Origin of the sequence: Streptomyces sp. NPDC087440, from assembly GCF_044744005.1 — a bacterium.
Lineage (GTDB): Bacteria > Actinomycetota > Actinomycetes > Streptomycetales > Streptomycetaceae > Streptomyces.
Genome location: NZ_JBIUXN010000030.1, coordinates 18649 through 42588, shown reverse-complemented (window position 1 = coordinate 42588; position 23940 = coordinate 18649). Strand labels below are relative to the sequence as shown.

The 23940-nt window shown below is 72.6% G+C and carries 24 protein-coding genes and 1 pseudogene; 8 read left to right on the top strand and 17 right to left on the bottom strand.

The annotated features are described in order from the left end of the window. Positions 1–32: 32 nt before the first annotated feature. The 9 genes and pseudogenes from ACIO3O_RS38715 to ACIO3O_RS38675 all read right to left on the bottom strand — a co-directional run bounded on the left by ACIO3O_RS38715 (position 33) and on the right by ACIO3O_RS38675 (position 8382). A complete protein-coding gene (locus tag ACIO3O_RS38715; protein ID WP_401754313.1) occupies positions 33–1076 on the bottom strand; it encodes a zinc-dependent alcohol dehydrogenase family protein in 1044 nt (347 codons plus the stop codon). 20 nt (positions 1077–1096) lie between these two features. After that, complete coding sequence (locus tag ACIO3O_RS38710; RefSeq protein WP_401754310.1) at positions 1097–1780, bottom strand: lysoplasmalogenase; 684 nt, start codon at positions 1778–1780, stop codon at positions 1097–1099. 209 nt (positions 1781–1989) lie between these two features. Next, a pseudogene (locus ACIO3O_RS38705) lies at positions 1990–2940 on the bottom strand (sterol desaturase family protein); the annotation flags it as partial. Positions 2941–3032: 92 nt separating this feature from the next. After that, positions 3033–3293 (bottom strand): Clp protease N-terminal domain-containing protein, encoded by a 261-nt coding sequence (locus tag ACIO3O_RS38700; protein WP_401754307.1) that lies wholly within the window; start codon positions 3291–3293, stop codon positions 3033–3035. Between the two features lie 71 nt (positions 3294–3364). After that, complete coding sequence (locus ACIO3O_RS38695) at positions 3365–4078, bottom strand: VIT family protein (protein ID WP_401754305.1); 714 nt, start codon at positions 4076–4078, stop codon at positions 3365–3367. Between the two features lie 25 nt (positions 4079–4103). Further along, complete coding sequence (locus ACIO3O_RS38690; RefSeq protein WP_401754302.1) at positions 4104–5342, bottom strand: amidohydrolase family protein; 1239 nt, start codon at positions 5340–5342, stop codon at positions 4104–4106. Beyond that, positions 5342–6622 carry an amidohydrolase family protein gene (locus tag ACIO3O_RS38685; protein ID WP_401754300.1) on the bottom strand — a complete coding sequence of 427 codons (1281 nt, stop codon included), beginning with the start codon at positions 6620–6622 and terminating at the stop codon, positions 5342–5344. The genes ACIO3O_RS38690 and ACIO3O_RS38685 overlap by 1 nt, the downstream gene beginning before the upstream one ends. A gap of 78 nt (positions 6623–6700) precedes the next feature. Continuing rightward, a complete protein-coding gene (locus tag ACIO3O_RS38680; RefSeq protein ID WP_401754297.1) occupies positions 6701–7585 on the bottom strand; it encodes an SDR family NAD(P)-dependent oxidoreductase in 885 nt (294 codons plus the stop codon). Further along, positions 7585–8382 carry an acetoacetate decarboxylase family protein gene (locus ACIO3O_RS38675; RefSeq protein WP_401754294.1) on the bottom strand — a complete coding sequence of 266 codons (798 nt, stop codon included), beginning with the start codon at positions 8380–8382 and terminating at the stop codon, positions 7585–7587. Before ACIO3O_RS38675 ends, ACIO3O_RS38680 begins: the two co-directional genes overlap by 1 nt. Positions 8383–8491: 109 nt before the next feature. Here ACIO3O_RS38675 and ACIO3O_RS38670 point away from each other — a divergent pair, with 109 nt between their 5' ends. From ACIO3O_RS38670 to ACIO3O_RS38640, 7 genes are all read left to right on the top strand, one after another. Beyond that, positions 8492–9145, top strand: a complete 654-nt coding sequence (locus tag ACIO3O_RS38670; RefSeq protein WP_401754291.1) for a TetR/AcrR family transcriptional regulator — start codon at positions 8492–8494, stop codon at positions 9143–9145. A 234-nt stretch (positions 9146–9379) separates the two neighbouring features. Then, on the top strand, positions 9380–12040 hold the full coding sequence (locus tag ACIO3O_RS38665) for an MXAN_6230/SCO0854 family RING domain-containing protein (protein ID WP_401754288.1): 2661 nt from the start codon (positions 9380–9382) through the stop codon (positions 12038–12040). 29 nt (positions 12041–12069) lie between these two features. Further along, a complete protein-coding gene (locus ACIO3O_RS38660) occupies positions 12070–13068 on the top strand; it encodes a DEDDh family exonuclease (RefSeq protein WP_401754285.1) in 999 nt (332 codons plus the stop codon). Positions 13069–13190: 122 nt separating this feature from the next. Then, positions 13191–13424 (top strand): hypothetical protein, encoded by a 234-nt coding sequence (locus ACIO3O_RS38655; protein ID WP_189821454.1) that lies wholly within the window; start codon positions 13191–13193, stop codon positions 13422–13424. Between the two features lie 111 nt (positions 13425–13535). Next, positions 13536–14360, top strand: coding sequence for an SURF1 family protein (locus ACIO3O_RS38650; protein WP_401754281.1), 825 nt, complete (start codon positions 13536–13538; stop codon positions 14358–14360). Between the two features lie 111 nt (positions 14361–14471). Beyond that, positions 14472–16319 carry a glycoside hydrolase family 15 protein gene (locus ACIO3O_RS38645; protein ID WP_401754278.1) on the top strand — a complete coding sequence of 616 codons (1848 nt, stop codon included), beginning with the start codon at positions 14472–14474 and terminating at the stop codon, positions 16317–16319. Positions 16320–16323: 4 nt separating this feature from the next. Next, entirely contained in the window at positions 16324–17079 is a 756-nt protein-coding gene (locus ACIO3O_RS38640; RefSeq protein WP_401754275.1) for an SDR family oxidoreductase, read from the top strand. Between the two features lie 215 nt (positions 17080–17294). Here the strand turns inward: ACIO3O_RS38640 and amaP are convergent, their stop codons facing one another. The 5 genes from amaP to ACIO3O_RS38615 form a co-directional block, all read right to left on the bottom strand. Then, positions 17295–17867 carry an alkaline shock response membrane anchor protein AmaP gene (amaP, locus tag ACIO3O_RS38635; RefSeq protein ID WP_401754272.1) on the bottom strand — a complete coding sequence of 191 codons (573 nt, stop codon included), beginning with the start codon at positions 17865–17867 and terminating at the stop codon, positions 17295–17297. A 7-nt stretch (positions 17868–17874) separates the two neighbouring features. Then, entirely contained in the window at positions 17875–18465 is a 591-nt protein-coding gene (locus tag ACIO3O_RS38630; RefSeq protein ID WP_401754270.1) for a DUF6286 domain-containing protein, read from the bottom strand. After that, entirely contained in the window at positions 18462–18824 is a 363-nt protein-coding gene (locus ACIO3O_RS38625; RefSeq protein ID WP_401754267.1) for a hypothetical protein, read from the bottom strand. Before ACIO3O_RS38625 ends, ACIO3O_RS38630 begins: the two co-directional genes overlap by 4 nt. Continuing rightward, a complete protein-coding gene (locus tag ACIO3O_RS38620) occupies positions 18821–19042 on the bottom strand; it encodes a hypothetical protein (RefSeq protein ID WP_401754264.1) in 222 nt (73 codons plus the stop codon). The genes ACIO3O_RS38625 and ACIO3O_RS38620 overlap by 4 nt, the downstream gene beginning before the upstream one ends. 151 nt (positions 19043–19193) lie before the next feature. Continuing rightward, positions 19194–19685 carry an Asp23/Gls24 family envelope stress response protein gene (locus ACIO3O_RS38615; protein ID WP_401754261.1) on the bottom strand — a complete coding sequence of 164 codons (492 nt, stop codon included), beginning with the start codon at positions 19683–19685 and terminating at the stop codon, positions 19194–19196. Positions 19686–19857: 172 nt separating this feature from the next. On the opposite strand from ACIO3O_RS38615, the gene ACIO3O_RS38610 reads away from it, so the two are divergent. Beyond that, the gene (locus ACIO3O_RS38610; protein ID WP_401754258.1) at positions 19858–20598 is read left to right on the top strand and encodes a nucleopolyhedrovirus P10 family protein; all 741 of its coding nucleotides are present in this window, start codon (positions 19858–19860) and stop codon (positions 20596–20598) included. 93 nt (positions 20599–20691) lie between these two features. Here the strand turns inward: ACIO3O_RS38610 and ACIO3O_RS38605 are convergent, their stop codons facing one another. The 3 genes from ACIO3O_RS38605 to ACIO3O_RS38595 all read right to left on the bottom strand — a co-directional run bounded on the left by ACIO3O_RS38605 (position 20692) and on the right by ACIO3O_RS38595 (position 23854). Beyond that, on the bottom strand, positions 20692–21483 hold the full coding sequence (locus ACIO3O_RS38605; RefSeq protein ID WP_401754255.1) for an enoyl-CoA hydratase/isomerase family protein: 792 nt from the start codon (positions 21481–21483) through the stop codon (positions 20692–20694). A gap of 129 nt (positions 21484–21612) precedes the next feature. Next, positions 21613–21831, bottom strand: a complete 219-nt coding sequence (locus ACIO3O_RS38600) for a helix-turn-helix domain-containing protein (protein WP_185035675.1) — start codon at positions 21829–21831, stop codon at positions 21613–21615. Positions 21832–22255: 424 nt separating this feature from the next. Further along, positions 22256–23854 carry an ABC-F family ATP-binding cassette domain-containing protein gene (locus ACIO3O_RS38595; protein WP_401754252.1) on the bottom strand — a complete coding sequence of 533 codons (1599 nt, stop codon included), beginning with the start codon at positions 23852–23854 and terminating at the stop codon, positions 22256–22258. Positions 23855–23940 lie beyond the last annotated feature (86 nt).

Genomic DNA, 23940 nt, shown 5'->3' with positions numbered 1-23940 from the left:
GTCGGTACGGTCCCGCACCCCTCACGCATGTCCTACGGCTTGACCAGGACCTTCAGGGCCGTGCGGGCGTCCATGGCCTTGTAGCCGTCGGGGACCTCGTCGAGCGGGACGGTCATGTCGAAGACCGGGGACGGGTCGATGGTGCCGTTCAGGACGTCGGTGAGGAGTTCCGGGAGGTACGCCCGGACCGGGGCCACTCCCCCGCGCACCCCGATGTTGCGGCCGAACATCACGCCCAGGTCGAGTCCGCCGGCGCTGCCGTGCGGGACGCCCACGTAGCCGATCGCACCGCCGTCGCGGGCGATGGAGACGGCCGTGCGCATGGACTGCTCGGTACCGACCGCCTCGATGACGCAGTGCGCGCCCTGGCCGCCGGTCATCTCCCGTACGGCGTCCACCGCTTCCTCGCCGCGTGCGGCGACGACGTCCGTCGCGCCGAAGGTGCGGGCGATGTCGGTACGGGCCGTGTGCCGCCCCATCGCGATGATCCGCTCCGCGCCGAGCCGCCGGGCGGCCAGCACCCCGCACAGACCGACCGCGCCGTCCCCGACCACCGCCACGGTCGCACCGGGCCGCACACCGGCCCCCACGGCCGCGTGGTGGCCGGTGCCCATCACGTCGGAGAGCGCCAGCAGGGCGGTGAGCAGCCGGTCGTCGGAGGCTGCGTCGGCGGGCAGCTTGACCAGGGTCGCGTCGGCGAAGGGCACGCGCACCGCTTCGCCCTGGCCGCCGTCGGAGCCGACCGAGCCCCAGAAGCCGCCCTCGGGGCAGGACGTCATCAGGCCCTCGGCGCAGAAGTCGCAGGTGCCGTCGGACCACACGAAGGGGGCGACGACCAGATCGCCGGTCCGGAAGGCGCGCACCTCGGGGCCGGTCTCCTCGACGACGCCGAGGAACTCGTGCCCGATGCGCTGGCCCGGCTTGCGGGCCGACTCCCCCCGGTAGGCCCACAGGTCGCTGCCGCAGACGCAGGCGCGCAGGACGCGTACCACCACGTCGGTGGAGTGCTGGACGACCGGGTCCGGGACTTCTTCGACGCGGATGTCACGGGGGGCGTGGATGACGGTGGCGCGCATGGGGGGGGCGTCCTTGCTGGTCAGAGGGCAGTACGCCTTTCACCGTACGTCGCAGTCGCCGCCTCTTCTCGGTGGGGCGCCACAGCCCGCGCCGGTGCGCGCAGAACACCGAGGGCCAGCAGGCACTGGGCCGCCGCGTAGGTGGCCATCACCCAGAAGTCCGGTGCGGGCAGTTGCGGCCACTGGGCCACCCCGGTGGCGATCAGGGTGTCGGACAGCAGGAAGAGCGCGCCGCCGAGACCGGCGTACAGGCCGAGGCCGCTCGCCCGGAAGGCCATGACGGTGAGCAGCAGGCTGTATCCGGCGACCGGGATGCGCAGGTCGGCGGGGAGGTCGGCCCACAGCAGCGCGACCGTGCCGACGAGCGCGAGGGCGTACAGCGCGCCCAGCGGGCGGCGCATCGGTGCGCCTTTGAAGAGCAGCAGGTAGCAGACGTGGCCGAGGGCGAAGGAGCCCATGCCGAGCATGAAGGCGGGGTCCGCGTCGAAGAGCAGCGCGACGTCTCCGCCCCAGCCGAAGAGGAGTGCCGCCACCAGGAGGCGCGGGCCGCCGCGTACCGCGACGTATCCGGCGAGCAGCGGCATCAGCAGCGGCTTGGCGACGGCGTGCACCGTCCAGACGCCCGCCAGGAGACCGCCGAGGTCGACGACGGTGGCGAGGAGGAACGCCGTGAGGAGGGCTCGGGCGAGCCGGTCACGGCTCACGCGGCGGGCTCGGGCTGCTGGGCGGGGGCAGTCCCGGCGGCGGGGACGTCACCGGCGCTGGTGCTCGCGGCGGCAGGAGTGTCACCGGGCCTGCTGCTCGCGACCGCAAGAGTGTCACCGGCACTGGTGCCCGCGACAGCAGGAGTGTCACCGGCACTGGTGCCCGCCACGGAGAAGCTGTCACCAGCACCAGCACCGGCGCTCGCCACGGGCACGCTCGCACCGGCGCTGGTGCTCCCGGCCCTGTCGCCGGTGCCGGTCGCGGCGGCAGCGGTGCCGGTCGCAGCGGCAGCGGCGACGGGGGCCATGTCACCGGCACCGGCGAGAGCCGTCTTCGGTTGCCAGCCCGGGCCGGCGAAGACGCGGCCGGCGCGTTCGCGCCAGGTGCGGGCCGCGCGCACGTCGCGGGCGATGGCCGCGTACTCGTGGGTGGCCACGCGCAGGGGGTTGAAGGTTTCGATGTTCTTCGTCAGGCCGTAGACGGGGCGGTCCGTCTCGGACACGAAGGAGCGGAAGATCCGGTCCCAGATGATCAGGATGCCGCCGAAGTTGCGGTCCAGGTAGCCGCCCTGGGAGGCGTGGTGCACCCGGTGGTGGGAGGGCGTGTTGAGGACGTACTCGAAGGGGCGCGGCAGCTTGCCGACCCGCTCGGTGTGCACCCAGAACTGGTAGACGAGGTTGGCGGAGGAGCAGAAGGCCAGGGCCGCCGGGTGCACCCCGCAGGCGATCAGCGGCAGGTAGAACGGCCACACGGTGAGCGTCGTCCAGGGCTGGCGCAGCGCGGTGGTGAAGTTGAACTTCCGGCTGGAGTGGTGGACGACGTGGCAGGCCCACAGGATGCGCACGACGTGGTGGCCGCGGTGCGACCAGTAGTAGAAGAAGTCCTGCGCGAGCAGCATCAGCGGGATCGTCCACCAGAGCACGGGGATGCGCGCGGGCGTCAGTTCGTAGACCGCCGTGTAGATCGCGACGATCGGGATCTTCCACAGGAAGTCGAAGCCGATGCTGCCGAGCCCCATGGTGATGCTGGTGGCGGCGTCCTTGGTCTCGTACCCCTCGGCCTCGTCGTCGGGGTGCAGGCGGTAGCTGACGATTTCGAGCACGGTGAGCAGGACGAAGGCCGGGATGGACCACAGCACGACATCGGGCAGGTTCGGCATTCCCGCACGATAGGACGGCGGACCGGGGCCCGACTAGGGGTTGTTACCCACAAGTATGTAAGAACTTCCGTCAGGAACCCGGGCGGTCCGGTTCAGGAGTGCGGGCGGTCCGTGTGCCGGTTCTCGTGGTACGTCGGGGACGTGACCAGCGTCAGCAGCCGCTTGTCGATCTCGACGGGGTCGACGAGCTCGGCCAGCACCTGCGTGGGCACGGCGTCGGGGTCGCGCAGGAGCGCCATCAAGAGGTGCTCGGCACCGGTGTGCCGGTGCCCGAGCCCCACGGCGATCCGCCCGGCCTCCGCGACGAGGGCGTCGAATCGGGGCGTGGCAGGGGGAGTTCGCTCTTCTCGCATACGTGCCATGGTGGCCGACCCGCGCCCGGGACGGAACCGTGCGAACCGGCCCGATACGGCGCGCGCGGGGGCTAGGCGCCCGTCGCGCCCAGCAGGGTGCCGACCAGATACGTCACTCCCATCGCCAGCGCCCCTCCGGCCATCGTCCGCACCACGGCCGGTCCCGGCGGCGCCGCGCCGAGCCGGGCGCTCCCCCAGCCGGTGCAGGCGAGCGCCAGCAGGACGGAGACGACCGTCACCGGCAGCCGCCAGGACTGGGGCGGCAGGATGATCGCCAGCAGTGGCAGCAGGGCGCCCACGGTGAAGGCGATGAAGCTGGCCCAGGCGGCGTGCCAGGGGTTGGCCAGCTGGTCGGGGTCGATGTTGAGTTCCATGCTGGTGTGCGCGCGCAGGGCGTCGCGCTCGGTGAGCTGGTGCGCGGCCTGCCGGGCGACGTCGGCGGTGAGGCCGCTGTTCTGGAGGATCTGGGCGAGTTCGGCGAGTTCCTCCTCGGGCTGTTCGCTCAGTTCCTTCTTCTCCAGCTCGACGGCCGCCTTCTCCGAGTCGCGCTGCGTCGACACCGAGACGTACTCGCCCGCCGCCATCGACAGGGAGCCCGCGAGGAGTCCGGCCAGACCGGCCGTCAGGAGGGTGGTCCGGGAGTCGGTGGCCCCGGCGACGCCGACGACGAGGCCCGCCGTGGAGACGATGCCGTCGTTCGCGCCGAGGACCCCGGCCCGCAGCCAGTTGAGGCGGGAGCCGAGGTCCTGGTGGTGCGGCTGATAGGTGTCCGTTTCGTCTGTCATGTCGCGGAGGATGCCACCCGGGCGCTCACCAGACGCGTACCGACCCGCCCGGTGCGAAGGCGGGGCTGGTGGCGTCCGCGGGCACCTCGTCGAGCGGTCGCGCGATCTCCTCGACGCTGGGCCCGACCTTGGCGGCGATCGCGTCGAGGAGCTCCAGGTCGAAGCCGTACACCCGGGCGGCGTTCCCACCGACCATGGCGGCGACCTCCTCCCGCGGCAGTCCGGCGTAGGCAATGCGCAGGCCCTCGCGGGAGTAGGGGGCGGTGCCCTCGTCGTGCGGGTAGTCGCTGCCCCACATGATCTTGTCCAGGCCGACGCGGTCGCGCAGCGGCACCTCGTGGGGGCGCATGAAGCTGGCCCCGACGAAGCAGTTGTCGCGCCAGACCTCGCTGGGGCTGTTGCCCATCGAGGCGGCGAGCCCCGCCCCGAACTTGGATTCCGCGGTCGCCGCCTTCGTCGCCGCCGCGACGAGCCGGGAGTGGTAGTAGTCCAGCATGTCCACGACGCCGGGAATCCACCCGGAGCCCTGTTCGGTGAGGACCAGCTTGAGGTCCGGGTGCCGATTGAACGCGCCGCCGAAGATCAGGTGCCAGAGCGCCCGGTGCGAGAACCACGTCGTCTCGACCATGAACACCGCGCGGGCCGCGGGCTCCTCCCCCAGCGGCGGCGACGCCGACCCGCCGTGGTGGTTGACCGGCACACCCAGCTCCGCGCAGACGGCCCAGATGGGGTCGTACGTCGCCGAGTAGAGCTCCGGGATGCCGGAGCCCGGCGGGGCGCCCGGGAGGAGCACACCGCCCGTCAGGCCCGCTTCGTGGGTGCGGCGGATCTCCCGTACCGCCTCGTCGACGTCGTTGAGGAGGATCTGCGCGACGCCCGCCCTGCGCCCGGGGGCGTCCGCGCAGAAGTCGGCGAGCCACCGGTTGTGGGCGCGCAGTCCGGCCCACCGCTGCTCGTACTCCTCCTTGGTGGGCGCGGGGGCCATCAGGGAGGCGGTGGGGAAGAACGGCGGGATGGTGTTGGGGAAGACGACCTCGGCGACGATGCCGTCGGCCTCCAGCTCGGCGAGACGGCGGGAGGAGTTCCAGTTGCGGTCGGCGGTGTCGGCGAGGAGGTCCTCGTAGGGGTTGGTGTAGGTGGCCGCCCAGGCGTCGAAGTCGGCGTGGTGCTTCTTCTCCAGGTACGGCCTGTAGTCGAGGAGGTCGGCTCCGGCGTGGCAGTCGGCCGAAATCACCGTGTAGTGAGACGGCACAGCCCGGTCCATCACATGACTCCGATCTGCGGGAAGTCGTGCTCGGTGAGCCAGTGGCGGCCCACTTCGCGGGACTTTGCCCACGACTGCTCCACGGCCGCCTGGTCCGCCGGCTGCCCCAGTTCGTCGGGCGTCGGCCCGATCCGCCGGGCCAGCGGCGCCAGCTTCCCGGTGTCGAAGCCGAAGACGTCGGCCGCCGCGAGGCCGAGGATGCGGCGGGTCTCGGTGACGGGGATGTCGTGGAAGGTGTTCTTCAGCCACTCGCGGGTCTTGGGCCAGGTGCCCTCCGGGTGCGGGAAGTCGCTGCCCCAGAGGATGTTGTCGACCCCGATCTCGTACCGCTGGGCCAGCTCGCGCCTCTTGGTGTTCGTCGCGCAAATGAACACCTGGCGGTCGAGGTATTCGCTCGGCGGCCGCTTCAGCTCCTCGAACGGGGAGAGCTTCTTGCCGCCGTGCGCACCGAGGTAGAGGCGGTCCATGAACCACAGCTGGTTCGGCAGCCACCAGCAGCCGGACTCGGCGACGCCGAACTTCAGGCCCGGGTGCCGCTCGAAGGCCCCCGACCAGAGCAGGAACCACAGGGGGCGGGCGGGCCACCAGGTGACCTCGCTGACGTAGATGCCCAGGTGGTCGCCGTACTCGTGGCGGGGCGCTGCGCCGGAGTGGGTGACGACCGGCATGCCGGTCTCGGCGGCGGCCGCCCACACCGGGTCGTAACGCCGGTCGTGGTACGGGGCCTTGTCGACCCACATCGAGGGGATCATCAGCGCGCCGAGCCCGGACTCCTTGGCGCGGTGCACCTCGGCGACGACCTTGTCGACCTCGCCGGTGATCGGCAGCAGGGCGACGCCGCAGTGACGTTCGGGGTTCTCGCCGACGAACTCGGCGAGCCAGCGGTTGTGCGCCTGTGCGCCCGCCATGCCGAGTTCGGGGTCCTGGTCGCCGGAGAGGCCGAGGCCCACGCCGAAGGGGGCGGCGGTCTGGCTGTCGACGGCGTCGGCGTCCGGGAAGACGACCTCGGCGGCCACGCCGTCGCCGTCGAGTTCCTTCAGGCGCTGGGCGGAGTCCCAGCCGCCGCGCAGGCCCTCCTCGTTGTCGTGGAACCACTTGGCGGCGAAGGCTTCGTTGCGGACGCCGAGGCGGGTCATCGCCTCGCGGCGGGCGTCGCGCTGGCCGAGGAAGTCGTCGAAGGCGCGGTGGAAGGCGCTGTCCAGGTAGGGCCGGTACTGCTCGGTGGGCAGTCCGGCGTGACAGTCGGAGGAAATGATCAGGTAGGGGTCTCGTTCGGTCACGTTCGATCACGCTCCTGGGGGCGGAACCGGTCGGAGGGGGTCTCGGAGGAGGTCTCAGTCGAGGTCTCAGAGGGGGTCTCAGTCGAGGATGAATTTTTCGAGGTACGCGGGGTTGGCCCGGTCGAGCATCGACTGCGACCGTGCCCGGATCTGCCGGTCGCTGTGCTCGCTCGCCGGGAGCATCCAGAAGCGGTCCGCCCTGATGCCGTCGACGACGACCCCGGCGACCTCCTCGACCGGGGTGAACTCGATCTCGTGCCCGGCCTCCTTCATCGCCGCCTCCCACTGGTCGAGGCTGCGGTAGGGCGACGTGCGCGGGCGCTCCTTGGCGTACCGCCGGGGGCGGTTGCGGTGCGACTCCCACAGGCCGGTGCGCAGCATGTGCGGACCCGGGAAGAGCACGGAGGCGCCCACCTGTGCCTGCTCCGCCTTCAGGTGCGCGTACAGCGACTCGGTCATCGTCACCACGGCCGCCTTGGTGACGGCGTACACCGAGGCCGTCGGCAGCGGCGCGATGCCGCCGTCGCCGGAGGAGGTGTTGACCACGTGCCCGGGTTCGCCGCCCGCGAGCATCCGGGGCAGGAAGGCCTGGACGCCGTGGAAGACGCCCCAGACGTTGACGGAGAACGCCCACTTCCAGTCGTTGGGCTCGTGCTCCCACATGCGGCCCTCGGCCCCGGACCCGACCCCGGCGTTGTTGCACAGGACGTGCACCGTGCCGAAGGCGTCGTACGCCGCGTCCGCCAACTCCCGTACGGAAGCGGCCTCGCTGACGTCCACGACGCGCGCCAGCACCTGCGCGCCGCCCTCGCGCAGCTCCGTGGCGGCCTTGTCGAGCGCGCCCTCCTCGACGTCCGCGAGGACGACCTTGAGCCCCTCGTCGGCGAACCGCCGGGCCATCGCGAGGCCGATGCCGCTCGCCGCGCCCGTGACGACGGCGACCTGCCCCTGGCGCAGTTCCATCAGGCGCTCCCTTCCGGCGGGCCGTCGAGGATCTGCTGCGGGTCGTCGTAGCGCTGGTGGATGTACGGCAGCAGGGCCTGCGCGCTCACCCGGTCCACGACCCTGCCGCTCTGGTCGCTGGTCTTCTCGCCGAGGGTGATCTCGACCAGGCGGCGCACGGGGAGGTCGGCGACGGGGTCGTACATCGACTCGCGCAGCACGACGTCGCCGGTCACCTGCTCCAGCTTGCGGACCTTCTCGTGCCGGGTGCACTGGACGAGCACCGGGTCGGCGTCGAAGCCGCGACCGTCCACGGCGGGCAGGAACTTGAAGTAGAAGTCGTACTTCTCCACCGGCTCCGGCAAGGGCAGCGGCCCGGAGACCGCGCCGCGCACCTCCACGAAGGCGATGCCGTGCCGGGCGAGGGCGGCGCGCACGGTGAGCCCGTCCCGTTCGACCGTGACCTCGCCGAGCTTCTTGGGCTCGCCGAAGACCTCGCGGCCGCCGATCAGGGCGCGCTCGTGGGTCATCGGCATGACGAGCGGGTACCAGCCCTCGCGCCCGCCGTACTCGGCGGCGACCGCCACCGAGCCCGCGCCCAGCGGATAGCCGGGCAGGTCCACCTTGCTGATGTTGGCGCGCACCAGGGGCCGCCCGGTGGGCTTCAGCGGCGGCGGCAGGACGGCCGCCACCGCGTCGGGGTCGCTCTCCCAGACGGCCACCACACCGGTGGACCAGATGTCGGGGAGCTGGGAGTTCTTGGTGCGGGCCGCCTCGATCTCGGCCTCGGTGCGCGGTCCGTACCGTACGCGTGCCATGTCGTACCACCCTTCGTCGGTCGTGCCGTTCGTGGGGGACGCTGCTGTAACACTGTTACAGCAGCGTCGATGAAGGGTAAAGAGACGTGCACCGACGGAAGTTGAGGCCATGCCGAGAGCGCAGCTCACCCGCGAGGACGTACTGGACGCCGCCACCCGGTACGTCAGGCAGCACGGCCCCGACGCGCTCACCATGCGCAAGCTGGCGGCCGAACTGGGCACGGCGGTCACCTCGATCTACTGGCACGTCGGCAACCGGGAGCAGCTGCTGGACGCGCTCGTGGAGCGGACGGTGCGGGAGATGGGCGCGCTGGTGCCGCGCGGGCGGACCCCGGTGGACCGGGTGGTCTCGGTGGCCCGGTCGCTGCGCCGCGAACTGCGGGCCCGCCCGCACCTGATCGCGATGGTGCACGAACGCGGGCTGACCGAGCGGATGTTCCTGCCCGCCCAGCAGGCCCTGGTGCACGAGGTGCACGCGGCGGGGCTGCGGGGGGCGCGGGCGGCGGCGGTGGTGCGGGCGGTGCAGTTCCAGGTGGTGGGGCACGTCCTGGTGGAGCGGAACCGCGAGCGCGCCCCCGCGCAGTCCCCCGCCGAGGCCGACCTGTGGTCGTCCACGGCCGAGGTACGGTCCCCCGACCCCGCCGAGGACGATCCGGCCCTCGCGAGGGCCCTGGCCCGCCCGGCGGACCCGGAGCGGATCTTCACACTGTCGGTCCGGGCGCTGGTGGGGGCCCTGCTGGAGGCTGAGGGAAAAACCGGCTGAGGGAAAACCGGCTGAGGAAAAACCGGTAGAGGGAAAAACCGGTTGAGGGCATCCGGCCGCCCGCCTAGGATCGGCGGCGCGGGGGCGGCTCCGCGCGTGCTTCCTTCTCACTCACCCTGAATCCGTAGCGTGCCCACTCTCCGCCCCCCTCAAGAGACTTCGCCGCGCCCTCGCGCCGCACTCCGTGCGCGCCCCGGGCCGCGCGCCCCCCGTGCCCCTTCGCGGAAGGCCCCCTTGCCCTCACCCCAGTCCGTGCTGCTGCGCCGCACCCAGACCGTGCACCTCGACTCCGTCCCCTCGGCCGACCCGCGCACCGCGCCCCGGCTTGTCGTACTGGAGGCGGAACTCCTCGACCGGGGCTACGCGTTGACCGCCCCCCTGCATGCCGCGTTCGCCGCCCTCGACCACCTGGACCTGGCCCGCGAGGGCCGCCTCCTGCTGGCCGGCGTCGACGAGCTGCTGGGTTCGCACCGCACGCACACCCCGCTGTACGAGCGCTTCCCGCTGACCGTGCCCAAGGACACCGGGCAGCTCTACGTGAACCGGGTCTTCGCCCTGCTCCTCCAGCGCCCCGACCAGCCCTGCGTGCTGTGCGGCACGGCCGCCACGGTGCACCCCGTCTCGCCCTGCGCGCACCTGGTCTGCCGCTCCTGCTGGGACGGCGCCACCTACGCGGCCTGCCCGATCTGCCACCGCCGCGTCGATCCGGCCGACCCGTTCCTGGTCCCGGCCGCGCCCGCGCCCACGAAGGCGGTACGCAGGGCCTCCCGCCGTGCCGCCTTCGCGGGCGAGGTGCGGCTGCTCTCCCTCGGGACCGACCTCGTCGCCGCCTCGGCCCACGAGGCGCGCGGGCTGATGGCGCGGCAGACCCCGCTCTCGGGGCAGGAGTACGCGGATCTCGCCGCCCTCCTGCCCGTGCTCCCCGCCGACCTCTCGACGCTGCCCGACGACCTTCCCGTACGCGAGACCAAGGCCCTGGTCCTGGGCACCCTGCTGCGCGAGCCGCGCACCGCCGACGCGGCGCGGGCGCAGCTGGGCGAGCGGCTGACCACCGCCACCGACGTGCTGCGCCTGCTGAGCGTGCACTCCGGGGGCAACGCCGCCCTGCTCAAACCGCCGCGCCTGCGGAGCCTGCCGCGCGCCCTGCGCCGGGAACTGCTGTCCGTACTGGACGGGTTGCACCTGGGCTCGCTCATCGAGGACCTGCACCGCCACCCGGGCCCGTGGAAGCGGGCGGCCGAGAGCCTGCACCCGTTCGAGCAGTACGCACGCCACCCCCGGGCCGCGCTCGCCTTCGCGGTGCTGCGCCAGACCGACGCCCACGCCTTCCCCGCGCTGCGGGAACTCGCCGCGCAGCACCGCGCGTGGGTGACCGTCGAGGACGGCCGGGTGCGGGCCGTCACCTGGAGGGGCCAGGTCGAGACGGCTCTCGCCGCCCATGAACTCCCGCGCGCCACCGCACTGTTGCGCCAGCGCCCGGGAGAGCTGCTGCGCCGCCTCGATCACCTGCTGCGGCTGCACGGTGCCCAGGAAGCGGCCGACGACGCCGCTCCGCTCACCGAGGCGCTGACGCACACGCTCCCCCGCGCCGGGGTCGGCGCGCTGCTCTCCGCGTACGGAGCCCTGCGTGCACGCCACCGCACCGGCCCGCGGGCGCGCCGGGTGTTCTTCCCCCGTGGCGAGGTCACGCGTGCCTTCGCGCGGGCGGAGGACCGGGCCCCGCTGCCCGCCGCGCTCACCGCCCGGGTCTGCGGCCTGCTGGAGGCCGAGGTGCTGCGCAGGCTCGCGGCCCGGGAGTCGTACGAGCACGCCGTGCTCGACGAGGCGCTGGAGGACCTCAACGTGCCCTTCGCGGAGCACGCGTCCGCCGCATCGCTGGTCGCGGTGCCCCGCGGCAGCCGCCAGCCGCTGCCGCCGGGCGACGTGCTGCGTCTGTTCCTGCACTGGACCGAACCTGCCGACACCCGGGTGGACCTCGATCTGTCGGTGGCGTTCTACAGCCGCGACCTGACCTTCGTGGGGCTGTGCGACTACACCGCGCTGCGGCACCTCGGGGGTGCGGCCGTGCACTCCGGCGACCTGACGTCGGCGCCCGCGCCCGACGGGGCGACCGAGTACGTCGACCTGGAGCTTCCGCTGCTCGCGCACGCGGACGTCGCGTACGCCCTGCCCGTCGTCTTCTCCTTCAACAACATCGCGTTCGAGACGATGACCGACGCCTTCGCGGGCTTCATGGAGATCGACGGCGGCCGCCCCCGCGACTCCTCCTACGACCCGCGCACCGTCCGCCAGCGCTTCGACCTCGCGGGCGACTCGCAGGTCTGCGTCCCCCTGCTGGTGGACCTGTACCGCCGCGAGGCGCTGTGGACGGACCTGCATCTGCCGCCTGCGGCGGGCTTCCAGAGCATCGCCTCGCACACCGCCGACCTCGGCCGGATCGCCCGCGACCTCACCTCGTACTTCGCCTCGGGAAGCCGTACGACCCTGGGCGACCTCGCCCGCTGGCACGCGGCGGCCCGCGCACCGGAGGTGACCGTGGTGCGCCGGGACGGGGCGCTGTGGACGTACCGGAGCGACGGCAGCGAGAGCGTCGCCGCCTTCGCGGCACGGCTGGCTGCGCTCGAAGTGCCGCAGGAGTACGGGACGTCGGCGGACCTGGAGGGGCTGATCGCCGGGAAGCGGGTGCTGGTGGCCCGGGTGCACGGGGAACCCGTACCGGAGAAGGCGAGCGGCACGGTCTACCGGTTGTTCCCCGGACCGGTCGACGGGCACGAGCACGTGACGCGGGTCACGGCCGGGGACCTCGTCGCGGAACTCGGGCCGCAGCAGCCGGAGGTGACGGGCGAGGGGGCCCCGGGGCCGGGGCCGGAACCGGGCTCCGTGCTGGGCGAATAGGGGACTGTCAGTGTCGGCCCGTATTCTCTGTGACCATGCTCGATGACCAGACCACAGCGGCAGCAACCTGGCCGACCGCCTACCCGAAGGGGTACGCGGTCGTCGACGTGGAGACCACCGGTCTCTCTCGCGACGACCGGATAATCTCCGCCGCCGTCTACCGCCTGGACGCGCACGGCGACGTGGTCGACCACTGGTACACCCTGGTCAACCCCGAGCGGGACCCCGGTCCCACGTGGATCCACGGGCTGACGACCGACGTGCTGGAGGGGGCTCCGCTCTTCCCGGAGATCGCGGCCGAGCTGTCCGAGCGTCTCGACGGCCGGGTCCTGGTCGCGCACAACGCGATGTTCGACTGGTCGATGCTGGCCCGGGAGTACGCACGGGCCGGGCACACCGCCCCGGTGCGGCAGCGGCTGTGCACGATCGCGCTCGCCAAGGAGCTGGCGCTGCCCCTGCCCAACCACAAGCTGGCCACGCTCGCCGCCCACTTCGGCGTCGTCCAGCAGCGCGCGCACCACGCCCTGGACGACGCGCGCGTCCTCGCGGAGGCGTTCCGGCCGAGCCTGCACGCGGCGGCGCAGGGCAACGTACGCCTGCCGCTGCTGGAGTGCCGTCCGCTCACCGAGTGGTCGGACGCGCCCGCCCAGCCCCGGATCGGCTACCAGGCGTCGTACGGGGGCAGCGGCGGCGGGCAGGGCAGTTGGCGTCCCTCCAAGAAGCGGCCCGCCTGCCCGTACCCGAACCCGGGCCGGTACCAGGCGGACAAGCCGCTGATGCAGGGGATGCGGGTGGCGTTCTCCGGCGACACCTCGGTCGACCGCGACCTGCTGGAGGACCGTACGGTCGAGGCGGGGCTGCACGTCGCGACGAGCGTGTCCCGGCTGACCAGCCTGCTGGTGACCAACGACCCGGACTCGGCGACGTCCAAGACCGTCAAGGCGAAGTCCTTCGGCACACCGGTCGTCGACGAGGCCGCGTACACACATCTGCTGCGGGACGTGGCACCGGCGCGGACGGACACGTGACGTCGGACGGACCCTTGGCCTCGGGCAGACCCGTGGCCCCGGACGGACACATGACGTCGGACGGGTGAGTGCCGGGCGTGCCCTGCGCGCCCAGCGCTCCCCCGCACCGCACCCTGTGCCTCATGGCACGATGCGAGGTTTGCGGAAACGACTACGGCATGTCCTTCGAGGTGCACGCACAGGGTGCGGTGCACGTCTTCGACTGCTTCTCCTGCGCCATCCACCGGATGGCCCCGATCTGCGAGCACTGCCGGTGCCGCATCATCGGCCAGGGCGTCGAGGTCGAGGGCCACTGGTACTGCGGTGCGCACTGCTCCCGGGCGGAGGGGAAGGTGGGCATCGTCGACAAGGTCTGAGGCGACACGGTCCGAGGCCACGCCCCCCTCGGCTCCCCCCGACTCCCCCGGCTCCCCCGGCTCGGGCAACCCGCCCACCGGGGGACTTCTCCCGCCAGGTACCGTCAAAGCGTGTACCGCTTCCTGTTGTCCCGGCAGTGGGTGATCCTCACCCTCCTGGCGCTCGTCCTCATCCCCGTGATGGTCGAGCTCGGCTTCTGGCAGTTCCACCGCCACGAGCACAAGGTCGCGCAGAACCAGTTGATCGCCGGGAACCTCAAGGCGAAGCCGCGGCCCGTCGGCGAGCTGACCTCCCCCGGGCACACGGTCCCCGAGAAGGACTTCTGGCGCACGGCGACCGCCACCGGCACCTTCGACACTGCGCACGAGGTCGTCGTACGCCGCCGCACCTCCACCGACGACCAGGTCGGCTTCCACGTCCTGACCCCGCTGAACCTCACGGGCGGCGGCACGGTCCTGGTCAACCGGGGCTGGGTGCCCTTCGCCACCGATCAGCAGGCGTTCCCGCACATCCCGGCCCCGCCCCACGGCGAGGTCACCGTCACCGGTCGGCTCAAGGCCGACGAGACGACGTCCGGCAGCGGCATCAAGGACCTCGAAGGCCTCCCGCCGAAGCACGTCATGCTGATCAACAGCGCGCAGCAGTCCAAGCTGCTGGGCCGCCCGGTGCTCGGCGGCTACCTGGAGCTGACCGCTCCGGTTCCGCCCGGCGGCAGCCCCGAGGTGATCGCCGCCCCCGAGTCCGACTCGATCGGCCCGCACATGGCGTACGCCGTGCAGTGGTGGCTGTTCGCGGCCGCGGTGCCGGTCGGCTGGGTCATTCTCGTACGACGGGAGAAGCGCGAGCGGGACGCGGCGGCGGCCGGGACGGCACAGGACGCCGAGGAGGCCGCCGAGGCCGCCGAGGCCGACGCGCAGGCGCCCGCGTCCGCCTGACCCTCCGCCGGGCGCGCACCGTTGTCCCGTCGGCTGCGCCCCCTGTGACCAGTGTGAACACGTGACCGACCTGACGGATTGGCGCGGCACCCCGCCGGGAACACGCCCTGCGTGACCCAACGCATCGAGGACTACGCGCTCATCGGGGACCTCCAGACCGCGGCCCTGGTCGGCCGCGACGGTTCCCTCGACTGGCTCTGCCTGCCCCGCTTCGACTCCGCCGCGTGCTTCGCGGCGCTGCTCGGCGATCAGGAGAACGGCCACTGGCGGCTGGCCCCCGAGGGCTCGACGACCTGCTCCTCCCGCTCGTACGCGGGCGATTCGCTGGTCCTGGAGACCGTGTGGGAGACCCGCTCCGGCAGCGTCAAGGTCACCGACTTCATGCCGCAGCGCGACCAGGCCCCCGACGTCGTACGCATTGTGGAGGGCCTGTCCGGCGAGGTCACCGTGCACTCCACGCTGCGGCTGCGCTTCGACTACGGGCACGTCGTGCCGTGGGTGCGGCGCACCGACGGGCACCGGGTGGCGGTCGCGGGCCCCGACGCGATCTGGCTGCGGGACGTGTCCCGGGGGGCGGACGGCGGCGCGGGTCCCCGGGTGAAGACCTGGGGTCAGCAGTACAGCACCCGTTCCTCCTTCACCGTGCAGCCCGGCGAGCAGGTCGCGTTCGTGATGACCTGGCACCCCTCGCACGAGCCGAGGCCCGACCTCATCGACCCGTACGAGTCCCTGGCGCACAGCCTGGAGGACTGGGAGGAGTGGGTGGCTCAGTGCACGTACGAGGGCCCGCACCGGGACGCGGTCGTCCGCTCGCTCATCACCCTCAAGGCCCTCACGTACGCGCCCACCGGCGGCATCGTCGCCGCGCCGACGACCTCGCTGCCGGAGGAACTCGGCGGCGTACGGAACTGGGACTACCGCTACTGCTGGCTGCGCGACTCCACGCTGACCCTGGGCGCGCTGCTGTCCGCCGGATATCTCGACGAGGCCGCGCAGTGGCGGGACTGGCTGCTGCGCGCGGTCGCCGGGGACCCCGCCGACCTGAAGATCATGTACGGGATCTCCGGCGAACGGCGGCTTCCGGAGCTGGAGCTTCCGTGGCTGCGCGGGTACGAGAACTCCGCCCCGGTGCGGATCGGCAACGACGCCGCCGACCAGCTCCAGTTGGACGTGTACGGAGAGGTCATCGACTCCCTGTACCTGGCCCGGGAGTCCGGTCTCGCGCCCAAACCGCACGCCTGGAAGCTCCAGCTGAGCCTGCTCGGCTTCCTGGAGACGATGTGGCGCGAGCCCGACGACGGATTGTGGGAGGTGCGCGGGCCACGCCGCCACTTCGTGCACTCCAAGGTGATGGCGTGGGTGGCCGCCGACCGGGCCGTCCGGACTCTGGAGGCCGACCCCTCGCTGCCGGGCGACGCCGCGCGCTGGCGGGCGATGCGCGACGAGGTGCACCGCGAGGTCTGCGAGAAGGGGTACGACCCCGAGCGCAACACCTTCACCCAGTCGTACGGATCGGCGGAGCTCGATGCCGCGACGCTGCTGATTCCGCAGGTGGGGTTCCTGCCGCCGGACGACCCCCGGGTGGTGGGGACGGTGGAGGCGGTACGGGCCGAACTCGGCCGGGACGGCGACTTCATCCGGCGCTACAGCAGCGACGAGGCGGACGCGACGGAGGGCAACCGGGTCGACGGACTGCCGGGCGGCGAGGGCGCCTTCCTGGTCTGCTCGTTCTGGCTGGCGGACGCGCTGCTGCTGACCGGGCGGGTCAAGGAGGCCCGCGAACTCTTCGACAAGCTGCTCGGGCTGTGCAACGACGTCGGGCTGCTCGCCGAGGAGTACGACACGGTGGCGAAGCGGCAGATCGGCAACTTCCCGCAGGCCTTCAGCCACGTCGGGCTGGTGGGCACGGCGCAGGCGCTGGCCAGGGAGGAGGCCCGCGCCGAGAAGGGTGCAGGATAGGCCCATGGATCTTGGACTGAAGGACCGGGTGTACGTCGTCACGGGTGCGAGCCGGGGGCTGGGCTTCGCGGCGGCGAAGGAGTTGGTGGCCGACGGGGCGAAGGTCGTCCTGACGGCCCGCGACGAGAAGGCCCTGGCGGACGCGGCCGGTGAACTCGGCCCGAACGCGGTGGCGTTCGCCGCCGACAACGCCGATCCCGCGACGGCGGCGCGGCTCGTCGAGGAGGCGAGGTCCCGCTTCGGAGGGTTCGACGGGATTCTGATCAGTGTGGGTGGGCCTGCGGCGGGGAGCACGGCCGCGAACACCGACGACCAGTGGCGGGATGCGTTCGAGTCGGTGTTCCTGGGGGCGGTGCGGCTGGCACGGACCGCTGCGGCGGAGCTGGGCGAGGGGGGTGTGATCGGCTTCGTGCTGTCGGCGTCGGTGCACGAACCGATCCCGGGGCTGGCCATCTCCAACGGGCTGCGGCCGGGGCTCGCGGGGTTCGCGAAGACCCTCGCGGAGGAGGTCGGGCCGCGGGGCATCCGGGTGATCGGGCTGCTTCCGGCCCGGATCGACACCGACCGGGTGCGGTACCTGGACTCGCTGGCCGACGATCCGGAGGCGGTGCGGCGGGCGCACTCGGAGCGGATTCCGCTGCGGAGGTACGGGACGCCGGAGGAGTTCGGGCGGACGGCGGCGTTCCTGCTGTCGCCGGCGGCGTCGTACCTGACGGGGATCATGCTGCCGGTGGACGGCGGGGCGCGGCACGGGTTCTGAGGGCCTGTCCGTGCGGCGGGGTGGGTGGTTGCTCGCGCAGTTCCCCGCGCCCCTGACGGCATGCCCTCCGGGCAGCCAAAGACCTGGCGGCGAAGCCGCCCCCTTCCCCCAGCCCCCTTGGGCGGCGGGGCCGCCCCCCGGGGGTGGAACGGGCGGGCAAGGGGGCGGCCCCTCCCGCTCCCGGCCCACCCCGGGAGCCCCCACCCCAACACCGGCTACCGCACCCTCCGCCCCCGCCCACGCCCCCTCACCCGCACCGCCCCCGCCAGCCCCGGCCTCCCGATCGACTCACCCGCCCTCGCCAGCGCAACCTCCTCGACCTCCGTCACCACCTCCGCCGGTACGGCCGTCGGCGTCACCGTCAAAGAGATACGGGCCCGCGGGTCCGTCCGACGCCCCGTCAGCGAGACCGTCGCACGGTCCACGCCGGGGACGGACTCGACCTCCTCCCCCAGGACCCGCTCCAGCGCCCGCCCCCGCAGCAGAACCGACTCCTCCGGTTCCCCGACCCGCACCTCGCCCAGCCTCTTGCGCCGCAGCTGCGCCAGGAACCACCACAGTGCCAGCACCGCTCCCACCGCGAGGGCCGCGATCACCACCGGCCACCACCAGCCCTCGTCCCGCCACCGGGTCCGCCCGGCCGCGCTCAGCAGCACGTCGTCGCGGCCCGAGAAGGGCCACCAGGAGGGGACGGAGATCCCGAGCCCCGCCGTCAGCGCCGTGCCGCCGAGGCCGATCAGGGCCAGGCCGATCAGGCCCAGCAGCACCCTGTTCACCGGGTTGCGCATCCGGTCCTCACCCCCGTTCCACCTTCACCGCGATCGACGGCTCCCGGGCCAGACCCAGGTCGCTCACGCCGACCCGCATCGCCTCACCCACGTCCTCGCGTACGTCGTCCAGTTCGCGGAAGTGGGCGACCGCGCGCACCGTCACCCGGCCCCTGCCCACCCGCACCCGCGCCGCCTGCACCCCCGGCACCTCCATCGCCCGCTCGCGCAGGACCATTGCCGCGGCGCCCCGGTGGAGCCCCGCCCGCACCTGTCCTTCGCCGCGCATCGGCAGCAGCGCGCGCAGGCCCGGTGTCACCGCCAGCACCACCAGCCACAGGCCCAGCGCCACGACCAGGCCCGCGCCGACCTGCACCCACACCTGGCCCAGCGGGCGTTCCGCGAGTGCCTCGGCGAGTTCGCGGCGCCAGCGCATGCCGGGGCGTCCGGAACGTACCGCGATGACGTCGTACAGGAGGAGGCCCGAGCCCGCCAGGAGGGCCGCGGCGGCCACGGCGGCCGGGACGCGCCGGGCGGACCAGAAGCGGGCGCGGGCCGTGGGTCCGCCCCGTACGGCCGGTTCGCGTGCGGCCTCCAGTGTCGGCACGTGCTCGCTCACCGCGTCCTCCCGCTCTCCGGGGCCACCCGGTGCAGCCGCTCGACCAGCACTGTCACCTCGGGAACCTCCATGCCCGCCAACTCGCTTACCCTGCTTGCCACTTGGTGACGCACCGAGGCGCACTGGGCGCCGATGTCGCCGGGGTAGGCGAGTTCCATGCCGATACGGACCCGGGCCGACATGTCCCGTACGTCGACGGTGACGTGCGGCGCCCCGCCGTCCTGCGGCGGCTGCGCGAGGGCCTCCCGTGCGGCCCGGGCGGCGATCTTCGCGACGACCCGGTCGGCGATCCGGGTGGCACCGCGTTCACCCGCGGGGATCGCTCCGGCCGCCGTGGTGGCCGCCGTCGTCCGCGTCACCGCGGCCGGGGCCTGGTCCGCGGCCGGTCCTCGTGGTCGCGGCCCCGGTCGCGCGGGCGAAGGAAGTCGCCCGGGTCCAGGTCGCCGTCGAGGTAGCGGCCCACCATGAGGCCGATCAGCCCCAGCGCCGCGACCACCACGAACGCGCCGAACCCGCCGAAGTACCCGGCGAAGCCGAGTGCGATGCCGACCGCCAGGCCGACCAGGGACCAACTCATCGAACCGTCCTCACTGCCGTGTACCGAACCGCCGTGTACCGAATCGCTGTGTACCGAATCGCTGTGTACGGAACTGCCATGAACGGAACTGCCGCGTGCGGAGGGGTGTCCGCCCGTGTCGTGGCCCCGCGTGCGGCGCCTCCGCGTGCGTTCACTGGAGCCGCTGTTCCGGCTCGTCCTCTTCCTCGTCGGGGAGTTTCACGTCGCCGACCGCGATGTTGACCTCGACCACTTCGAGGCCCGTCATCCGCTCGACCGCCGCGATCACGTTCTCCCGCACCGCCTTGGCCACGTCCGCGATGGAGACGCCGTACTCGACCACGATGTCCAGGTCGAGGGCCGTCTGCACCTCTCCGACCTCGGCCTTCACACCCCGGCTGACCGACTTCGCACTGCCGCCCGGAACCCGGTCGCGGACCGCGCCGAAGGTGCGGGAGAAACCGCCGCCCATCGCGTGCACGCCCACCACGTCGCGGGCGGCGAGTCCGGCGATCTTCTCGACGACGCCGTCGGCGATCGTGGTGCGGCCCCGGGTCGCCGGGTCGCCGCCGCCGCGCTGGGGGGTGTTGGCCCTGGAGGCACTGGAGGGGAGTTCCTTCTCCAGGCCCGCGGGCCTGATGCTGCGCTCTTCGGTGTCAGCCATCGCCGTTTGTCCCTTTCCGGGGGTTACGCGCTCCTGGACTCCGTTGCCACACTAAGTCCGCCTGCCCGATGTCGCGCCTGCGATGCGGCAGGCTGAACCCATGGCAGACCCAGCAGTAGGCCCGGCAGCAGACACAGCACGTGCGGCGTCCGAAGGCGGCTGGCCGCGGGCCGTGCGCAGACGCCTGGGGCTGGGGCGACTGCTCCCGCTCGGCGCGCCCGAAGACGGCTCCTGGCTGGCGGAGAGCGCGGCCGACGCCGTCCTGCGACGGGCCGCCGGACGCCTCGCGGGCGTGGCGCTCGGGACGCTCCGGGTGGGGCTCGCCGACCCGGACGGCCCGCCGCCCGCACCGGCCGTGCCACCGCCTCCGGGGGCGCTGCCGCCGGGACCGCTGCGGGTGGAGGCCGAGTTCGAGGCCTCGGCGACGGAGCCGATCCCGTACGCCGCCCGGCAGTTGCGGGACGCCCTGGCCGATGCGGCGCGGGAGCGGCTGGGGCTCGCGGTGACGGATGTGGACCTGCGGGTCACGGGGCTGCTGGCGGCGACGGGGCGGCAGGCCGTGCCGGACGCGCCCGGCGACGTATCGGATGTACCGGAGGCACCGGGGGAAGCCCCGGCGGAAGACGCTCCGGAAAAGGATGCCCCGGATGCTCCGTCCGGGCGACAGGACTCCCCCGAGGCGGCGGCCGCGCGGGCGGCGGCGGCCGTGCCCGGGGTGCTGCGGCTGACCGGGGTGCTCGGTGCGCCGGTGCACTACGACGGCACGGCGCTGCCCGTGGCCCACGTCCGGGTGGAGCTGGCGGTGGGCGGGGAGCGCCGTGCGGTCGAGGTGGCCCGCGAGGTCCGTGCGGCCGTCGCGGACGCGGTGCCGGGGCGGCCGTCGGTGACCGTGCTGGTCACCGAGGTGGCATAGCGGGTCCCCGGGGCGGCTTAGCAGGTCCCCGGGGCCGCAGGTCACCGAGGTGGGTCGGCGCACCCCGAGGGGGATCAGTCCGAAGGCCCGCGATCAGTCCGAGAGGCCCGCCAGGTCGCGCAGGCGGCGGGCCTGGGCCGCGCGCTCGGCGGTGCGCTGGTCCTCGTACGAACGGTTGGACGCGCCCTGGAGCAGCGCCTTGGTCTCCACGGTGGCGTCCCGGGGCGCGGCGAGGAGGGCGGCGGTCAAGTCCCGTACCGCGCCGTCGAGTTCGTCGTTCGGCACGACGAGGTTGGCCAGGCCCGTGCGCTCGGCCTCGGCGGCGTGCACGAAGCGGCCCGTGGCGCAGATTTCGAGCGCGCGGGCGTACCCGACGAGGCCCACCAGGGGGTGGGTTCCGGTCAGGTCGGGCACCAGGCCGAGGCTGGTCTCGCGCATGGCGAACTGCACGTCCTCGGCGACGACCCGCAGGTCGCAGGCGAGGGCGAGCTGGAAACCGGCACCGATCGCATGCCCCTGGACTGCGGCAATGCTGATGATGTCGGGGCGGCGCCACCAGGTGAAAGCCTCCTGGTAGCGCGCGATCTCGGCGTCGAGGTCCGCGTCGGAACCCCGCGCGAGGTCGAGGAAGGACGGCTCACCGTCGAAGCCTTCCGGGGTGAACGCCTGCCGGTCGAGGCCCGCGGAGAAGGATTTGCCCTCTCCGCGCAGCACGACCACCCGGACGGTCCCGGGCAATGCCCTCCCGGCCTCCGTCAACGCCCGCCACAGAGCGGGAGATTGGGCGTTGCGCTTGGCCGGGTTGGCCAGGGTCACCGTGGCTACGGCGTCCTCGACGGTGAGTTGCACGCCGTCTTTGTCGAGTACGGGGTCGAGAGAAGCCATGGGGTGCCTCCGGGGTCGGTACGGTGCCGTCACCTGTTAAGTGACTGCACAGTAACCACCCGGAGAACCCGGTCGGCCACCGGCCCCGCAGGAGCGGGAAACCGGCCCCGTACGAACGGGAAACGACGGTCAGGCCGTGGCCTTCTTGCCGCGTGTCGCTCCGCCGCGTCCCCGCAGCGTCACTCCGGACTCACTCAGCATCCGGTGCACGAATCCGTAGGAGCGGCCGGTCTCTTCGGCCAACGCCCGGATGCTCGCACCGGAGTCGTACTTCTTCTTCAGGTCTGCCGCGAGCTTGTCGCGCGCGGCGCCGGTAACCCGGCTGCCCTTCTTCAGAGTCTCGGCCACCCGTGCCTCCTCAAGGAAGTGCGCTCTGGACTTCTCATGATCACCCCTCCCCGCGTTCCTGGCCACCCATTCGGCAAGGTCCGTACAACAAGGTTCGCCGTGGAGGAAGTGACGGCCGCCGACGGAATACGGAATTCCGCGTGTCTTTCGCCATACCGGAATCCGGTGACTCTCGGGAATGTCCAGGTCAGCGCCGCAAAACGATCAGTGGCGCGACGAAGGCCCGCCCCGGGGATGGACGGGCCTTCGGTTGCCAGGGGGCGCGCCGGGGTACGAGAGGCCCTCACTCAGATGAAGGATCACGCGTAGGCCGAATGATCCAGCCGAAGTGGATCAGGGCGGGCCCGCTGCCAGCGCTTTTGCCAGGGGGTTATGCCAGGGCCACGTCGCGCGGTCCCCGGTGGGAGCCCCCGGTGGGAGCCGGTCAGGCCAGGGCCACCAGGTCCGCGTAGTCGGGGCCCCACAGGTCCTCGACGCCGTCGGGGAGCAGGATGATCCGCTCCGGTTCCAGCGCGTGGACGGCGCCCTCGTCGTGCGTGACGAGGATGACCGCGCCCTTGTAGGTGCGCAGCGCGCCGAGGATCTCCTCGCGGCTGGCGGGGTCGAGGTTGTTGGTGGGCTCGTCGAGGAGCAGGACGTTGGCCGAGGAGACGACCAGGGTGGCGAGGGCCAGACGGGTCTTCTCGCCGCCGGAGAGGACGCCGGCCGGCTTGTCGACGTCGTCGCCGGAGAAGAGGAAGGAGCCGAGGGTCTTGCGGACCTCGACCAGGTCCAGGTCGGGGGCGGAGGAACGCATGTTCTCCAGGACCGTGCGCTCGGGGTCGAGCGTCTCGTGCTCCTGGGCGTAGTAGCCCATCTTCAGGCCGTGGCCCTCGATGACCTTGCCGGTGTCGGGCTTCTCGGCGCCCGCCAGCAGCTTCAGCAGCGTCGTCTTGCCGGCGCCGTTGAGGCCGAGGATGACGACGCGGGAGCCCTTGTCCACGGCCAGGTCGACGTCGGTGAAGATCTCCAGCGAGCCGTACGACTTGGACAGGCCCTCCGCCATGAGCGGGGTCTTGCCGCAGGGCGCGGGCTCGGGGAAGCGCAGCTTGGCGACCTTGTCGGAGACCCGGACGGCGTCCAGGCCCGCGAGCAGGCGGTCGGCGCGCTTGGCCATGTTCTGGGCGGCGACCGTCTTGGTGGCCTTGGCGCGCATCTTGTCGGCCTGCGCGTGGAGGACCTTGGCCGTCTTCTCGGCGTTCTGCCGCTCGCGCTTGCGCCGCTTCTCGTCGGCCTCGCGCTGCTGCTGGTAGAGCTTCCAGCCCATGTTGTAGACGTCGATGGCGGCGCGGTTGGCGTCCAGGTAGAAGACCTTGTTGACGACCGTCTCGACCAGCTCCACGTCGTGGGAGATGACGATGAAGCCGCCGCGGTAGGTCTTCAGGTAGTCGCGCAGCCAGACGATGGAGTCCGCGTCGAGGTGGTTGGTGGGCTCGTCGAGGAGCAGGGTGTCGGCGTCCGAGAAGAGGATGCGGGCCAGCTCCACGCGGCGGCGCTGACCGCCGGAGAGGGTGTGCAGGGGCTGGCCGAGCACACGGTCGGGCAGGCCCAGCGCTGCGGCGATGGTGGCGGCCTCGGCCTCGGCGGCGTACCCGCCCTTGGTGAGGAACTCCGTCTCCAGGCGCTCGTACTTCTTCATCGCCTTTTCGCGGGTGGCGCCCTGTCCGGTGGACATGCGCTCCTCGTTCTCGCGCATCTTGCGCAGGACGGAGTCCAGTCCGCGGGCGGAGAGGATGCGGTCCTTGGCGAGGACGTCGAGGTCGCCGGTGCGGGGGTCCTGCGGGAGGTAGCCGACCTCGCCGGAGCGGGTGATGGTGCCGCCCGCCGGGTTGCCCTCGCCCGCGAGGCACTTGGTGAGGGTGGTCTTGCCCGCGCCGTTGCGGCCGACGAGCCCGATGCGGTCGCCCTTGGCGATACGGAAGGACGCGTTCTCGATGAGGATGCGGGCGCCGGCGCGCAGCTCGATGCCGGAGGCGGTGATCACGGAAAAACTCCTGTGCGGGGTGTGACGGCGGAAGGTCGGACGGGCGGGCTCTGTGCTTCGACGCCGCTAATGCGCAAGGAGAGGTG

What these genes read in the sequence shown, in the direction of transcription:
- ACIO3O_RS38715 (WP_401754313.1), bottom strand. Translation starts at nt 1,076, where the DNA reads ATGCGCGCCACCGTCATCCACGCCCCCCGTGACATCCGCGTCGAAGAA.
- ACIO3O_RS38700 (WP_401754307.1), bottom strand. Translation starts at nt 3,293, where the DNA reads ATGCGAGAAGAGCGAACTCCCCCTGCCACGCCCCGATTCGACGCCCTC.
- ACIO3O_RS38695 (WP_401754305.1), bottom strand. Translation starts at nt 4,078, where the DNA reads ATGACAGACGAAACGGACACCTATCAGCCGCACCACCAGGACCTCGGC.
- ACIO3O_RS38690 (WP_401754302.1), bottom strand. Translation starts at nt 5,342, where the DNA reads ATGGACCGGGCTGTGCCGTCTCACTACACGGTGATTTCGGCCGACTGC.
- ACIO3O_RS38680 (WP_401754297.1), bottom strand. Translation starts at nt 7,585, where the DNA reads ATGGAACTGCGCCAGGGGCAGGTCGCCGTCGTCACGGGCGCGGCGAGC.
- ACIO3O_RS38675 (WP_401754294.1), bottom strand. Translation starts at nt 8,382, where the DNA reads ATGGCACGCGTACGGTACGGACCGCGCACCGAGGCCGAGATCGAGGCG.
- ACIO3O_RS38670 (WP_401754291.1), top strand. Translation starts at nt 8,492, where the DNA reads ATGCCGAGAGCGCAGCTCACCCGCGAGGACGTACTGGACGCCGCCACC.
- ACIO3O_RS38655 (WP_189821454.1), top strand. Translation starts at nt 13,191, where the DNA reads ATGGCACGATGCGAGGTTTGCGGAAACGACTACGGCATGTCCTTCGAG.
- ACIO3O_RS38640 (WP_401754275.1), top strand. Translation starts at nt 16,324, where the DNA reads ATGGATCTTGGACTGAAGGACCGGGTGTACGTCGTCACGGGTGCGAGC.
- amaP (WP_401754272.1), bottom strand. Translation starts at nt 17,867, where the DNA reads ATGCGCAACCCGGTGAACAGGGTGCTGCTGGGCCTGATCGGCCTGGCC.
- ACIO3O_RS38620 (WP_401754264.1), bottom strand. Translation starts at nt 19,042, where the DNA reads ATGAGTTGGTCCCTGGTCGGCCTGGCGGTCGGCATCGCACTCGGCTTC.
- ACIO3O_RS38615 (WP_401754261.1), bottom strand. Translation starts at nt 19,685, where the DNA reads ATGGCTGACACCGAAGAGCGCAGCATCAGGCCCGCGGGCCTGGAGAAG.
- ACIO3O_RS38605 (WP_401754255.1), bottom strand. Translation starts at nt 21,483, where the DNA reads ATGGCTTCTCTCGACCCCGTACTCGACAAAGACGGCGTGCAACTCACC.